This is a genomic window from Bradyrhizobium sp. 137 (genome assembly GCF_023074095.1).
In the GTDB taxonomy this organism is placed as follows: Bacteria; Pseudomonadota; Alphaproteobacteria; order Rhizobiales; family Xanthobacteraceae; genus Bradyrhizobium.
In genome coordinates, this window is record NZ_JADPKU010000012.1 from 14,371 (window position 1) to 28,115 (window position 13,745).

The 13,745-nt window shown below is 58.0% G+C and carries 13 protein-coding genes and 2 pseudogenes; 8 read left to right on the forward strand and 7 right to left on the reverse strand.

The window, feature by feature from the left end; genetic code table 11:
* From IVA78_RS34250 to IVA78_RS02650, 4 genes are all read left to right on the forward strand, one after another.
* Positions 1-954 (forward strand): phage portal protein, encoded by a 954-nt coding sequence (locus tag IVA78_RS34250; protein ID WP_253075274.1) that lies wholly within the window; start codon positions 1-3, stop codon positions 952-954.
* The gene (locus IVA78_RS34255) at positions 951-1,439 is read left to right on the forward strand and encodes a phage portal protein (RefSeq protein WP_253075275.1); all 489 of its coding nucleotides are present in this window, start codon (positions 951-953) and stop codon (positions 1,437-1,439) included. The genes IVA78_RS34250 and IVA78_RS34255 overlap by 4 nt, the downstream gene beginning before the upstream one ends.
* Positions 1,436-3,274, forward strand: a complete 1,839-nt coding sequence (locus tag IVA78_RS02645) for a prohead protease/major capsid protein fusion protein (RefSeq protein WP_247464077.1) — start codon at positions 1,436-1,438, stop codon at positions 3,272-3,274. Before IVA78_RS34255 ends, IVA78_RS02645 begins: the two co-directional genes overlap by 4 nt.
* Before the next feature lie 65 nt (positions 3,275-3,339).
* Positions 3,340-4,050 carry a hypothetical protein gene (locus IVA78_RS02650; protein ID WP_247464080.1) on the forward strand — a complete coding sequence of 237 codons (711 nt, stop codon included), beginning with the start codon at positions 3,340-3,342 and terminating at the stop codon, positions 4,048-4,050.
* Positions 4,051-4,176: 126 nt separating this feature from the next.
* On the opposite strand, the gene IVA78_RS02655 is transcribed toward IVA78_RS02650, so the two are convergent.
* The 7 genes from IVA78_RS02655 to IVA78_RS02685 form a co-directional block, all read right to left on the reverse strand.
* A complete protein-coding gene (locus tag IVA78_RS02655; RefSeq protein ID WP_247448744.1) occupies positions 4,177-4,611 on the reverse strand; it encodes a DUF6538 domain-containing protein in 435 nt (144 codons plus the stop codon).
* Between the two features lie 216 nt (positions 4,612-4,827).
* A complete protein-coding gene (locus tag IVA78_RS02660) occupies positions 4,828-5,811 on the reverse strand; it encodes a patatin-like phospholipase family protein (RefSeq protein WP_247464083.1) in 984 nt (327 codons plus the stop codon).
* Between the two features lie 10 nt (positions 5,812-5,821).
* Positions 5,822-6,841 (reverse strand): thiamine-phosphate kinase, encoded by a 1,020-nt coding sequence (locus tag IVA78_RS02665; RefSeq protein ID WP_247464085.1) that lies wholly within the window; start codon positions 6,839-6,841, stop codon positions 5,822-5,824.
* Positions 6,842-6,848: 7 nt separating this feature from the next.
* Positions 6,849-7,997, reverse strand: coding sequence for a DNA methyltransferase (locus tag IVA78_RS02670; protein ID WP_247464087.1), 1,149 nt, complete (start codon positions 7,995-7,997; stop codon positions 6,849-6,851).
* On the reverse strand, positions 7,960-9,261 hold the full coding sequence (locus IVA78_RS02675) for a hypothetical protein (RefSeq protein ID WP_247464088.1): 1,302 nt from the start codon (positions 9,259-9,261) through the stop codon (positions 7,960-7,962). The genes IVA78_RS02670 and IVA78_RS02675 overlap by 38 nt, the downstream gene beginning before the upstream one ends.
* Positions 9,218-10,237, reverse strand: a complete 1,020-nt coding sequence (locus IVA78_RS02680) for a hypothetical protein (protein WP_247464090.1) — start codon at positions 10,235-10,237, stop codon at positions 9,218-9,220. The genes IVA78_RS02675 and IVA78_RS02680 overlap by 44 nt, the downstream gene beginning before the upstream one ends.
* Complete coding sequence (locus tag IVA78_RS02685; RefSeq protein WP_247464092.1) at positions 10,227-10,604, reverse strand: hypothetical protein; 378 nt, start codon at positions 10,602-10,604, stop codon at positions 10,227-10,229. The genes IVA78_RS02680 and IVA78_RS02685 overlap by 11 nt, the downstream gene beginning before the upstream one ends.
* Before the next feature lie 568 nt (positions 10,605-11,172).
* Between IVA78_RS02685 and IVA78_RS02690 the strand changes: the two genes are divergently transcribed.
* The 4 genes and pseudogenes from IVA78_RS02690 to istB all read left to right on the forward strand — a co-directional run.
* Positions 11,173-11,871 carry a recombinase family protein gene (locus IVA78_RS02690; RefSeq protein WP_247464094.1) on the forward strand — a complete coding sequence of 233 codons (699 nt, stop codon included), beginning with the start codon at positions 11,173-11,175 and terminating at the stop codon, positions 11,869-11,871.
* Between the two features lie 8 nt (positions 11,872-11,879).
* Positions 11,880-12,002, forward strand: coding sequence for a hypothetical protein (locus tag IVA78_RS34350; protein ID WP_256468107.1), 123 nt, complete (start codon positions 11,880-11,882; stop codon positions 12,000-12,002).
* Positions 12,003-12,260: 258 nt separating this feature from the next.
* Positions 12,261-12,918, forward strand: a pseudogene (locus IVA78_RS02695) (IS21 family transposase); the annotation flags it as partial.
* Positions 12,827-13,542: pseudogene (gene istB, locus IVA78_RS02700) on the forward strand (IS21-like element helper ATPase IstB); the annotation flags it as partial. The pseudogenes IVA78_RS02695 and istB, both read left to right, overlap by 92 nt.
* Positions 13,543-13,745: the final 203 nt, after the last annotated feature.

Genomic DNA, 13,745 nt, shown 5'->3' on the forward strand with positions numbered 1-13,745 from the left:
ATGGCCGGCGCGCTGACGCAGTTCGGTCGACGGTTCAGGGCCGGCGTGCTGGCCTTCCGCTCTTACGAAGCTGCCGGTACTGGCCGGCGCTGGCGCGGTGCCAGTGAAATCCCGCATCAGGGCGCCGCAATGACCGCCGCGCGCGGCCCGATTGGCCGCCGCGCTCGGGCGCTGGTCGCGAACAACAGCTTGGCGGCGTCTGGCGTCGAAGCATGGGTCAGCAACATCGTCGGCGCCGGTATCAAGCCGCAATCGCAGCACCCCGATCCAGCTGTCCGCGGCGCGATCATTGCCGCTTGGGATCGCTGGACCGATCAAGCCGACGCCGACGGCCTCGCCGACTTCTATGGCCTGACCGCGATGGTCGTCCGCCGCATGGTCGTGGACGGCGACGTCTTCGCGGCGCCGACGTTGGACGGCGCAGAAGGCAACCCGCTTCGGGATCGGTTGTTCGACGCCGAACAGGTCGACCCGCTCCGCTTTCAGGTCTTGAACAACCATACAGGTCGCGTGGTCGCCGGTGTCGAATTCGATGACCGCGGTCGCAGGGTCGCCTATCACGTTTACAAGGAACGCCCGGAATTCAACTTCTGGGGATCGCTCGCAACGGTTCGCATTCCGGCGGACCATATGCTTCAGGTCTTCAAACCTGAAGCGCCCGGTCAGGTCCGCGGGTTGTCCTGGCTGGCTCCTATCCTGCTTTCGCTTAGCGACTTCGATCAGATCGCCGACGCGCAGTCGATGCGCCAGAAGATCGCCGCGCTGCTGACCGGCTTCATCATCAATGAGTCAGGCGACGCCAGCCCGTTTGCGGGCGATCCGTCGGCAGACGGCAGTGCGATCGACAGCGGCTTGGAGCCGGGCACGCTAAAGGTTTTGTCCGCGGGGCAAGACGTCAAGTGTTCAGCGACCCCGCGACGATCGGCGCGGAAAGCATCGACTTCCTTCGGTTGACCGTCAGGCATATCGCCGCCGGCCTATCCGTGCCGTACGAAATTCTGACCGGCGATCTATCGCAAGTGAACTTCAGTTCGATCCGCGCGGGTCTTCTCGAATTCAGGCGCCGGGTCGAAGCGATCCAGAACAACGTCATCATTTTCCAGTTCTGCCGGCCGGTCTGGGAACGCTGGCTGACGGCCGCGGCACTGAGCGGCGAGGTGGATGCCCGCGGGTTCGCGCGCGACCCGCGCGCATTCATGGCGGCGAAATGGATCACGCCGCGGAAGGAATTCGTCGATCCGCTGAAGGACGCTCGCGCCGAAATCGAAAGCATCAATGCCGGCGTCATGTCACGCCGCGAAGCGGTCGCGGCGCGCGGCTGGGACATTGAACAGCTGGACGCCGAAATCTCCACCGATCACGAGCGCGCAAAGCGGCTCGGACTTCAGTTCGGCGTTCCTCACTCCCCAATCGACCCTACGCAGGACGAAGCCCAATGAATGCACCGGTCCCGGTTCAGCTTCCTGACCGCCTGATGATGATACGTCGCGCGGCTGTATCGTTAGAGCGCAGCAGCTACAACGCCGAAGCCCGCACTGTGACGGCGGTCATCAGCACCGGCGCCCCCGTGGCGCGGTACGACTATCAAGGCGAAGTCGACGAAGCGCTGACCATCAGCGCGGACGCGGTCGACACGTCCCGCGCGGTTGGCGCGCCGGTTCTCGACAACCACGCCCGATCGTCCGCCCAAAGCGTCATCGGTGTCGTGGAGAAGGTTTGGATCGAAGGCAAGCGATTGCTTGCGGTCCTGAAGTTTAGCGGTCGCTCAGACGTCGCAGACGTCCTGACCGACATCGCCGACGGTGTCCTGAGGAATGTTTCCGTCGGCTACACCGTCGAAAAATTCGAGGAAGCCAAGAATAAAGGCGGTCGGCGCACTAAGACCGCGACGCGCTGGACGCTGCGCGAGGTTTCCATCGTCCCCCTTGGCGCCGATCCCGGTGCCTCAATCCGGAGTGAACCAGACATGACCACTGCCCCCGCGGCGGCCACCCCGCCCGCGAACGATACCGTTGTACCGCCGGTCACCGATGCGACGCCGGTTCAGACCCGCGCCGAGATCAACACGGAAATCCGATCCATTGCCCGGCTCGCAGGCTGCAATCAGGCTTGGGTCGACGCCCAGATCGACGCCGGCGCAACCGCCGAAGCGGCGCGCCAAGCCGCCTTCGATGCGATGCGCTCGCGATCGAACGATGCTTCGACAATCCGCAACACGACGATTTCGGTCGGTACCGATTTCAACGACCCGGAATTTCGGGCGCGGACGATCGGCGAAGCGCTCTGGGCGCGTACCCAGCCGGCGCATCAGCTTTCCGATCCGGCGCGGCAGTACGCCAACATGACGATGGTCGACATTGCCCGTGACTGTCTCCGCGTCCGCGGCTTGCAGATCACCGGAATGTCGCAGGCAACGATTGTCCAGCGTGCGTTGGAAACGACCAGCGACTTCCCGAACATTCTCGGTGATGCGACCGGCCGTTCGCTCCGCAACGCCTATCAAGGTGTGCCGTCAGGCCTCAAGCGAGCCGCCCGGCAGGTCACGGCCCGCGACTTCAAGTCGCGATACCGGATCATGTTCGGAGAAGCGCCCCGGCTTGAGAAGGTCAATGAACACGGCGAGACCAAGCGTGGATCGATCGGTGAAGGCGCAGAGACCTACCGGCTCTTGAACTACGCAAAAATCTTCGGGTTCAGCCGTCAGGCAATCATCAACGACGACTTGGGCGCTTTCGAAACCGTTCCGCGCAAGCTCGGTCAGGCTGCGGCGTCGACGGAAGCGCAGCTGTTGGCCGACCTTCTTCAGTCGAACAGCGGAAATGGCCCGACTATGTCGGACAACAACGCGCTGTTCTCGACGCAACACAAGAACATCGCTACCGGCACCGACAAGACCAACTTCAACAACACGTCATCGACGACCCTCCTGTCGACCGCACGTCTCGCGCTGCGCAAGCAGGTCGGCCTGACCGGTTCTGAGTATTTGATGATCACGCCGAAATTCTTGGTTGTGCCGAGCGAACAGGAGACATCGGCGGAATTGGCGTTGTCGGTCGTCTCGCCAACGAAGACGGCAGACTTCAACCCGTTCTCGGGCAAACTCGAACTTGTCGTCGATCCGCGTCTGACCAGTGCGACCCGCTGGTACCTGTCCGCTGATCAGAATGAAGTCGACGGTCTGGAATACGCCTACCTTGAAGGCGCGCCCGGCCCGCATGCTGCCTTTACCTGTGGTGGTCACTCGCGAGAGCCGCTGAGGCCTCGATCGTTCTGATTGAAGAGCCTGAATGCTATCTCTCGCCAGGTTCTCAGGATGCCTTTCGCGACTATGTGGCAAGCATGGCTTTCACCCGACGGCTCTGTGTGATCATGACCAGTCACTCCGCGCAAATCATCGCCCCGCTTAGCAAAGAAAGCACTCGTTTCTTTCGCCGCGATGCGAAAGGGATCAAACTTGTCGCCGATCGTCCGCCGCCAATCCTCCTTGAGACATTGGGAATAAGGCCACCAGTGGACACCATCGTGTTTGTGGAAGACGCGGCGGGGAGTGCCTTCTGTCGACTTTGGCTCGAAAGGCAGGATCCGAACCTCTCTCGCCGGGTCGAGATTATGGTTCGAAATGGCGAGGGTGAAATCATCAACGCCATGAGGCAACTACAAGGACCTTTTCAGTTTATCCGCTTCTTGGGCCTTTTCGATGGGGATATGAAAGGGAAGGTCCCAAAGGACGTTCAGCCTGTGAGTTTTCATCTACCGGGAGACAAGCCGATAGAGATCGTGTTCAGAGAGATGGTGGTTAAAGAGCCGGCAAGGATAACTGAGGCCACGGGGTGGACCGATCTGGAAACAATACTTTTTGCGTTAGAGGGATCTGATCACCATGATTGGTACCAGAAGCTCAGCGAGCACGTTGGCCTAACTAAACACCAGCTTTTCGCAACTCTCTTTGCGCTCTGGATGAAGGAGGAGGCGAACAGCACCATGGCGACCTCCTGCTATCGTGATCTCTTGGCTCTGGTAGGCGAAGCGGACAACGCTGAGCCTACGTAACTGTCTTGGAGCGCACGGACGGCGCTCTCCTTGCTGCATTGGTAAACCTCATCGGCCTCCTGCACCTTTCCGTCGCGGACGTAGGTCAGGCCTTTCACCGCATATTGAGCCAGCGACTTCTTCGCTTCAATCTCGCGTCGTCCTGCGTCTTCGGTTTGCTCCGCCACCGTCCGACCATGAATGGAACGCTTCGGTTATCGTTAATCCCCGCGCGGTCGCGACCTGTTCACCGATGGGAGGGACTGGGCTACCAGGTTCAATCCAAGTCTGGTGAGTGGCGGCGCTATGATCGCCGTTGGCCAACAACGCTCGTGCGACCTCGAACAGGCTTGCATGTTGCGCGATCTGAACGCCGAGCCGCTGTTTGGCCTCTCGCTCCAGCGTTGTCTTCAACGAAAACCATACTGCCGTCTTGAGATGGCCGCGTCGGACCGGGCTTTCGAGGCGCTTGACGTTATCGGGGATCGTAGGTGGAAGCGGCTGGCCAGCAAGATCGTCTGGCAGATCGATCTTGAACCAAAAGATTCCTTTACGCCTGATCAGATGCGAGACACGCGACATTCACTGCCTTCCCGTAGCACGAAGACGTAGCAAACGAGGAAGCCGAACCGAGTAGTCGGAGCGATGTCAGGCAGTTAGGCGAAACTGGCGCTCCCTAGGGGAAACGATACGAGCGGCAAAAAAAGCAGCTAAATCAACAACAAGTCGGCCAGGCTGCGGCTGATTGCTACCACTAGAAGCTACCACCGGCAAGGTAAGCGCAGTAGCCAGTGTCCTTCATAATCCGAGCAGCCCTCGAAACTTCCCCACGGCCGCGCGAGCCTCGTCTTCGGCCAGCGGCTTGAGACGGCTGATCGCCAGCCTAGCGTCGTCGAGGTCGATGGGTGCATCTAGTCGCGTGTTGATCCTCAACATCCTTAAGCCAGAAAACGTACTGTCATCGAGCAAGGTACCGACGGTCTCATCAGCAAGCTCACTTTGTGTGGCGAACATCATGTTCAGCGTCGGCTTCAGCATTCGGGCCCTTCTCATCTCATTGAAGTCGAGCCCAATGCTTCCGCCTGGAATCTCACCGTTGCCGACGCTTATAACTCGCATGTCTTCAAATGGCGTACCGAGGCAACGTCTGGCAGTCATAACGGCCTGAAGAACCGGATTATTGGCCCACAGGCCCCCATCGACATACGTTCGTTCCTCCGTTCGGATCTCCTCGTTCAATGTACGGCGCCCCCGGGGACGATGAGCTGAAAAAAAGAGTGGGGCTGCTGCGCTAGCGAGAGCCACGTCGGCTGCAAATAGCTCTCCGTCAACGCTTTCGGGAGCACCACACCGCGCGAGCGTGGTAAAGGACCTAATTTGGTAGCGGTCTAGAATTGTGGCCGGTATGATGACCGGCGGCGTACAATCTTTCAATTGAAGCTGCCGGCCATCGTTTGTGAAAGCTTCGGTGAGCAAGCTGTGAAGACGCGCCTGCTCGTAAATGGGACCTTTGCAGGCGTACGAGAGCGTCCGTTGGCTAGCGCGACGCACTTTCTCGGGAAAAATCTCCGCGCCATGCTTTTCAAATAGGTCAACAATGTCACTCAGCGGCACATCGAGGGCAACTCCGAGAGCAATTATGGCGCCTGTCGATGTTCCAGCGATAAGATCGAATTGTTCACGAAGAGGCGCTCCTAGTCGCAATGCCATTTCCCGAAGGAACACTGCTTGAAAGATACCCCGAATGCCGCCTCCGCTTAGGCTTAGTATTTTTACGGCCATTATGACTGTCCTACGGAAGGCTCACTTCCTTCAGCATACGCACATACTCGCCTATACCTTTGAGCATCCAGGAGTCCCTCGCGAACCTTTCAGATTCCAACCGAGGTGCGAGAGCAGTGTTGTTTCCGCGTCTAAGTATCACCTCGCGATGTTCAGTCGTGAAGCGACCGATCCGACTAGCCGATACTCCCGCCACGTGGGCCAACTCGAACACTCGGTGTTCATGCGCCGGGGACACAGCGAGAATGACGTTCCAGTCCCCCCAGCCCAGCCAATACCGAGCAGCATCATCACTCTCTTCCCGAGTCAACCCAGGAACGGTGAGCGCTTCGAGGTCCAAAACAACGCCAAGCGAGTTTTTGTTTGCTAGCTCGCTCAAACTTGGCAGCAAGCCGTCGCTGTTATCCATTGCGGCAGCCACAAGGTGCTCGCGAGCCAAATGATGAACAAAACCAATCTGGGAAACTGGCTTGAAAACTGGAGACTCTTCCTTTGCTCCTATGCCCTTTCCTTCCAATAAGCGAATGGCGTCACGCCAAAAGGCCCCACCTTGGCCAATGCTGACGATTATGTCTCCGTCCTTGGCGCCGATGCGCGTCAAAGGGCGGTATGGAGTACACATGCCAAACGCAGTGCCGACAGCCGACAGTCGTGCGGCCTCACGAAGGTTCCCGCCAACGTAAGCTATCTGAGCGGCAGAACAACTCGCCCTCACGCCTTCGAGTAGACGCTCAAAAGATGCGGTTGTTCGCTCTGCCTCACACTCTATAGCCGCGAGAAACCCGAGCGGAACGGCTCCCGCTGCAGCCAAATCCGAGACGTTAATTGTGACGAGAAGCCACCCCATCCAAAAAGGATCATCGTCTTGCCCGATTGCGGCCGCTGCTGGCGGTGGCACCGGGTCAGTAGTGACCACCAGGTGCCCCCCTGCAATTTCGATGATGGCACAATCGTCCCCTGCACCTGTCACAAAACGAGGGATGATTTGCTTGAGAATTTCTCGCTCGCCAAGGTCGATGAGTTTAGACATCTGCTGCTCACATGAAGATGAGGAGGTGCTCTGTTTGCAGACTCGGGTTCTGCCGGCGACCACTCGAAATCTTGCGAGACTGTTTGTAGATCAGCTTAAACTGACAGCTCTCGACGACTTGCTCGAATTTTTCTTTCATTGGAGCTCGATCACCTGACTCGCCGAACACGACCGCACAGGCACGCCCTCGGTCAAGGACTCCTCGACATCCATCGAAAACACGCTTGCAGTCAGCAAGATATTGGTCAGCCGCAACCAGACGATGCCTCTTGCTTCTCGCTCCTATTTCTTTTTGACGCAGTGGCTCAATTTCCAGCCCTTGCCATTCCAAGGTTAGACGCTGCGCCTTTACGTAGTCCGCCACTCCGAAGTATGGCGGCGAGGTTACGATGAGTTGCGCGCCCTCGACGGACTTGCTCTTGAGAACATCGGCAGCATCGCCTTCCAGAACCCTCACCTCGGGAACAGGCAGTTCTCGTCGATACGACACGGTTCGATATGCATCTCGTGCCTCGTAAGCCTCGGCAAACCCAATTAGGGTTTTCTCGTACAGCTCAATTACATCTCGCTCGTTATTGTCTTTAGGAGCAGTGTTGTCGCAGACATAGCCCCAATGACGCGTTTCACGACATACCGGGAGCAAAATAGCGGAAAATGCGGCTTCGGCGAGAATGCGTCCATCGCCGCGCAATTCGGCGATGCCACCTCTCAATTTACGCAGATCGTTGAGCGTCCTTGGCGTATACCACTTTTCGCTCTGCACTGTTTTTGGAACCGTCTCTCGTCGCGCAGTCTGGCGTACAAGCACGCGAATCCGATCAACCAGCTTTCTAATCTGGCCTGAATCTCTGGACAGAGTTTTAGCTCGCGCCATCAAGGCTGACACGGGATTGAGTTCTATGCCAACACAAAGCCGGTCGAGGCGCTGAGCTTCTACCGCGGTAGTGCCGGAGCCAAGAAAGGGGTCAAGAACGACTTCGCCGGGGTCAGACAGCGCGCCGATCAAAACTGCGGGAATTTGAGAAGGATAGCGACAAGGATGCCAGTGAAGGCTTGAAAAAGCAGACTGACTGCGACTTGTAGAGAAGTCCCAATCGACATCCTCCAAACGCCTCAACCTAGCGCGCAGATCGATTTTTTTCGTTCGTGTCAGCATCTACCTCGACGACCCCGCCCAACTGATTAAGCAGAACATTACGGAATGGCTCTTGGATTTTGTCCACCGAGCGCTCTGTATCGCTCGCAAAGCAATGGAACACCACGCTCTGAGACGCGGCACCTGAAGTCCACCGACGTCTCGTTGCCGGGTCGATGAACTCAAGTTTTTTTGAGAACGCGGACTTGTCAACAAAAGCATACCCGAACGGCTTTTTGATACCGAATTGATCCCGCGCGATCTTCTCTATCAGCCCTATCGCTGCATCGCGCGATGCAAATCCCAGGCTCGCGAGTGAGCCAGGTACTTGCAGAACGAGGACCTGCGAAGGAAGACTCTGATGAAAATGCCGCAGCATCAAATCTTTCGTTTTGGGCGCCCGCGTCAGCAGATCCAGAAAATCTTGGTCACGGTTAGCCCAGCGTATCTCTGATACATCGCTTTCATTGAATAGCAGCGAGATTGCCTTGGTCAGAACCGCCTGCGTTGCCACCGTGATCGAGTCGAAGACAAGTATGTCGTAAACCCTTCGACGTGTCTCCGCCCAAGCCTCAACTGACGAGGAATGGCTCTCCGAAAGGAGCATCTTTCCCTCAATCGAAACACCCATTTCCCGCGCTATCTGCAAGAAGGGCGTTGCTGGGACGGTCAGTCCAAGCGCCCAAGCCATTCTCAAGACGTTATCGAGATTGTCGAAGTCCAATGCACCGAACAGCAAGCCAGATGACGGATGTTCCTTTCGTACGATCTGCAATACAAGTTCAAAATCAATCTTGCTTAGATTGCAGAGTCGTTTGAACCTCAATTCCTCGCCCGGCAATATTTGGTGCGCGGTATTGCCGAACAGATTGTGGCCGGTGAGCAAATCAGGCAGCGCGGCCTCATGATTCCACCCAACGCGATCCTTCAGATAGTATTCAAGCAGATGGGCAAACGGCGGAGTTGCGGCGTCGTGTATTAAAATCGCGGCAGAAAGTGCCCTGACCTCGTCTTTTGCGAGCCCATTATGAGGATTGAGGAGTGCTAACCGAAGAACCCCGAGCGTATGAGAGAACCGTCGAACCTCGGATAACGTCGGTAAGGAGGGCGACGGCGCGTTCAACAACCGAACCCCCATCAGACGTCGCACCTCGGGAGCGAGGATCAAGCGATCCAAGAATCCCGGCGGCTCAAACGCGCCATATAGAGGGTCATGAACGATCATAACTGCATGGCCTACATCACGATCCACGCCAAAGAAGATACCAAGGCTTACGTTCAGCATTAGCCGCAATGAGGACCTTGGAACGCTCGAGCGCAAAAGCGATCCAAGCTTGGCTTAGGCTCGTCGCTTTCTCTCGTCCGCCGTAGTAAAGGCCAGAATCGATAAACGAGTCAGCCGCCTCCTCGGCAAGATCTAATGCCGAAAGAAGTTGCTTGTTGCCACCGCACAGTCCACTTGCCAAAAGAATGTCAACGGCATCGGCGGGGACATGAAGATAGTCTCGCCGAGAGGCTAAACCTTCGCCTACCTGATAGTCATAATCCCAAAAATCGAGCGTGTCTTGCCCGCGCGTATCGTTCGTAATCTTGCTCCTCGCAATCCACTGCTTGATTCGGGGCCGCAATTTCGTCCGGTCGAGAGCCAATCCCAGCGAGCAGAGCGAGAACTTCATCAACCCGCTATTGGAAGAGGGGGCGCCCTCAAGGCGTTCCTGCAGAACAGATGCTGCTCGTTGTATCTCCGGCGGAATATCACTTTTTTTCCCGGTCAAGGCATACGCCAAGATGGCAACGCACGTCGCCGTGTCGCTTCCGGTTGCGGCTTTCGTAGATTTGTCAATCTGCCAACCTACGAGGAGCCCATCGGGAAGGATCCGCTCTCGCAGTTCTCGATCAGCTTCTGACGCGATGGCCTGCAGCTTGGGGTGCTTCGATTGCCGCAGAGCCATTAGAAAAAATGCGCGCCTTGTTGTAAGCGCGAAATCACGAGCGCCTTTAGTGCCCGGCACGTTCCTCTGATTCCAAATAGACGTGAGATAATCAACGACTGGCACGGGAATGCGTGAGTGGCCGTATGCTAGCGAAACACAAATTGAACCTGCACTGGTCCCATAGAGGCCAACCTGATTGCGATTTGCTTGACCGATGAATTGACCCCAGCCCTTGAAATCGGATTGCCCCTCAATGGCGCGCTGTTCCTTCAGGAAAGAGTCCGCCAGTTTCTTCAGAGCACTGTCAATTTTTGCGTCAGTCAGCATTGATCTCCCGCGCGGCAAAGGCGGCTCGCAGCGTATTCGCGATAGAAATCGCGCGCTCACGTTGTGGCCAGGCTTTCCAATCCGCCAGGTGCGGATCGCCGTTTTCCCAGGCCACGAGGAACCGGGCGAGCTGTCGGGGGGCGTTCAGAGGAGTAGAATGGATGAACAGACGGTTCCGATCAGGCGAGGTAAGGAGGTATTCAGGGTGCAGCGCACCAGAAGCCAATGCTGCGCTGATGCTTGGAAACTCAACAGTATGAGCAAAGTACGAACCTGCTAAGACCGAGACATCTTGTGCCCCTGGAAATACCAGGAAGTGCGCATGAAAACAGTGATGGTCATGTTCATCAGCTGCACAGACTGCCATCCGGCCATGTTCCGTGACTAGACAGGACCCATACATTGCAGTCAGCCTAGCTCGGATCGTGGCCAAAAATGAATCTCGCTCAGCCCACAACTGGGGAGCGATGTCTGCCATTGACCTAGAATGGGCTTTTGCCGCGATAACGCAGTACCCGTCTACAATGGGGCCAAGTCCAGCTAGCGCATAGAAATTCTGCGATTCCAGGAAAACCAATTCCGGTGAGGGGGAGCAAAGAAAGCAAAACCCCTCCGATGTCTCGTGTCCCGCTAACGTGTCCAACTGCCCACCTGCGCCGACTCGTGTCCTTTTAAGAAATATCCAGCAAGTCGCAAAACCGCTAGTTGTCAAACCCTAAGTTCCGCCTCTTCAGGGGAATCGCACTTTTCCCCCCGCAGAGACACTTGGACGCAGTCGTGCGCCCGTTAGGCGGCGACCGACGGCCTCCAAGTGGGGACCGGAGGTATGCAAAACGGAATCACAGCGATTCCAAATTGCTCACACTATCCCGAATACCTTCTGTTACAAATTGATGTAACGTTCGTTACATTGATTTGTGTGGGTAGGGCGGGTCATGGCTGAGGGTAAATTCGTTTCATATCTGCGAGTGTCGCGTGACAAGCAGGGCAAAAGCGGCCTTGGCCTTGAGGCGCAGCGTGCAGCCGTCGAGAGCTATCTGAACGGGGGCAAGTGGAAGGTACTTGCTGAATACGTCGAGGTGGAAAGCGGCAAGCGCAACGACCGCCCTAAACTCACGGCGGCCCTCGCGCACGCCAAAGTGTCCGGCGCCAAACTCGTGTTCGCAAAGCTGGACCGGCTTACGCGTGATGTGGACCTCCTTAGGGCCTTGGCGTCGAGCACGGTGGACCTAGTGTTCTGCGATCTCCCCAGCGTTCCCCCAGGTGCCATGGGCCGCTTCCTACTCACGCAGATGGCGGCCGTGGCTGAGCTGGAAGTAGGGCTCATTGGCGAACGCACTAAGGCGGCTCTTGCGGCTGCAAAGGCTCGCGGGGTGAAGCTGGGAAATCCAAACGGCGCCCGCGCGCTTCGAGGGAAGCAGGTAGGAAATGACCGTGCCGTGGCTAAGCTCAAGGAGAATGCCGTCCATCGCGCTGCCGACCTCAAGGGTATCGTTGAGGACATACGTGCCTGCGGGATAACGACGACCCGCGGCATTGCCGAGGAGCTTCACGCGCGTGGCATCAGGGCGCCCCGTGGAGACGTGTGGCACCCCACCGCGGTGGCTAGGCTGCTCGCCCGGCTCGACCACTGAGGAGGATCATGATGTCAACTCCTGGATTCGTGCTCGTGATGCTCGCGACGCTGCTCTCGGTGGTACCGGGAACGGTAAAGCCTGGAAGCGCGCTATTCGTAATCGGCCTGTGGCTGGTCTACCGAGGCTGACGCAGGCCCGGCGCGCACGGGACACTACGCGAAAACTTTGGGTCCCCTTTTCGGCAGGGGATCCTAATTCGGCATCAAGCCCCACCCCGACTTCAAGCCTTCTCGGCTTAAAGGGCCGCCGCCGCCAAGCTCACGACTGCGTTGTGTGCTCTACGCCGTTCGGCTGTGTTGAGCCTCCGAGCGCCACTGGGTAACCTGCATCAGTTAGGGAGGGCTGTGCAGTGGGCATTGGGATTGCGTTCTTGCTCGGTGCGGGGTGGCTTCCATGCGGTGACGGCATCGGTCTCGAAGACCTGCCTGGTGCGCTTCGACAACAACAAGTACTCGGTCGCAGCCAGCGCAGTCGGACGACCGGTCGAGGTTCAAGCCTATGCCGATCGCATCGTGATCCGTCAGGATGGACGTATCGTTGCCGAGCACCCGCGATCCTTTGGCCGCGGCGATACCGTCTACGACCCCTGGCATTATGTGCCGGTGCTCGCCCGCAAACCCGGCGCCTTGCGCAACGGTGCTCCCTTCAAAGACTGGGTGCTGCCGGCCGCGATCGATCGGATCCGGCGCAAGCTGGCCAGCACCGACGATGGCAATCGGCAGATGGTCGACATCCTCAACGCGGTGCTGACTGACGGTCTGTCCGCGGTGGAAGCGGCCTGTGCCGAAGCGCTCAGTCACAGCGTCCATTCCGCCGATGTCGTTCTCAATATCCTGGCCCGTCAACGTGAACCTGCCCCACCGGCCAACATCATGACGCCGGCCGCACTGACGCTCCGTCATGCACCGATCGCCGATTGTGCCCGCTACGACAACCTCCGGAGGACCATCTGATGGAACGAACCCAAATCTTCGACCTCATGGGCGAACTCAAGCTCTACGGCATGAAGGCTGCCTTCGACGAGATCATGGCAACTGCCGTTAAGCGCCAGCACGAGCCTCAGCGCATTGTCGGCGACCTGCTCAACGCCGAGATCAACGAGCCAGGTCGATCAAATACCAGCTCACCATTGCCAAGCTGCCGCTCGCCAAGGACATCGCCGACTTCCAGTTTGACGGCACGCCGATCAATCAGACTCTCGTCAATGATCTCGCTGGCGGCGGCTTCATCACCCAACAACGCAACGTCGTGCTGGTTGGCGGCACCGGTACAGGCAAAACACACTTGGCCATTGCCATCGCCAGAAGTTGCATCCGCGATGGCGCTAGAGGACGCTTCTACAACGTCGTCGACCTCGTCAACCGGCTCGAGACCGAAACCCGCAACGGTCGGCAGGGACGGCTCGCCGAGCATCTGACCCGCATGGACTTCATCGTTCTCGACGAGCTGGGCTATCTGCCGTTCGCGCAATCCGGCGGTCAGCTCCTGTTCCATCTCATCAGCCGGCTCTACGAACGCACCTCCATCATTGTCACCACCAATCTCGCGTTCGGCGAATGGCCGAGCGTGTTCGGCGATGCCAAAATGACCACCGCGCTACTCGATCGATTGACCCATCACTGCGACATCGTCGAGACCGGCAACGACAGCTGGCGATTCAAAAGCCGCGACGATGTTCAAACAACCCGCGCTCGCGCCGTCTCCGCAACCCCGACCAGCTCCGACGACCCGAGCGCTCCCAGCAGAGCACGCCGATCAAAGGGGTCCCTTTTGGGCTCTGACTCACTTTTGATGCAGTTTTGGGAACGTCTGGCGCTTTGATTGCGAGGAGAATCAGCGCCATGCAGCAGGCACTCCAGCGCTCCAGTTTG

Bases quoted from the DNA above. Each gene is read 5' to 3' on its own strand.
- IVA78_RS02670 (WP_247464087.1), bottom strand. From the start codon at position 7,997: ATGCTGACACGAACGAAAAAAATCGATCTGCGCGCTAGGTTGAGGCGT.
- IVA78_RS34250 (WP_253075274.1), top strand. From the start codon at position 1: ATGGCCGGCGCGCTGACGCAGTTCGGTCGACGGTTCAGGGCCGGCGTG.
- IVA78_RS02690 (WP_247464094.1), top strand. From the start codon at position 11,173: ATGGCTGAGGGTAAATTCGTTTCATATCTGCGAGTGTCGCGTGACAAG.
- IVA78_RS02650 (WP_247464080.1), top strand. From the start codon at position 3,340: ATGGCTTTCACCCGACGGCTCTGTGTGATCATGACCAGTCACTCCGCG.
- IVA78_RS02685 (WP_247464092.1), bottom strand. From the start codon at position 10,604: ATGGCAGTCTGTGCAGCTGATGAACATGACCATCACTGTTTTCATGCG.
- IVA78_RS34350 (WP_256468107.1), top strand. From the start codon at position 11,880: ATGATGTCAACTCCTGGATTCGTGCTCGTGATGCTCGCGACGCTGCTC.
- IVA78_RS02645 (WP_247464077.1), top strand. From the start codon at position 1,436: ATGAATGCACCGGTCCCGGTTCAGCTTCCTGACCGCCTGATGATGATA.
- IVA78_RS02680 (WP_247464090.1), bottom strand. From the start codon at position 10,237: ATGCTGACTGACGCAAAAATTGACAGTGCTCTGAAGAAACTGGCGGAC.
- IVA78_RS02660 (WP_247464083.1), bottom strand. From the start codon at position 5,811: ATGGCCGTAAAAATACTAAGCCTAAGCGGAGGCGGCATTCGGGGTATC.
- IVA78_RS02675 (WP_247464088.1), bottom strand. From the start codon at position 9,261: ATGCTGAACGTAAGCCTTGGTATCTTCTTTGGCGTGGATCGTGATGTA.
- IVA78_RS02655 (WP_247448744.1), bottom strand. From the start codon at position 4,611: ATGTCGCGTGTCTCGCATCTGATCAGGCGTAAAGGAATCTTTTGGTTC.
- IVA78_RS02665 (WP_247464085.1), bottom strand. From the start codon at position 6,841: ATGTCTAAACTCATCGACCTTGGCGAGCGAGAAATTCTCAAGCAAATC.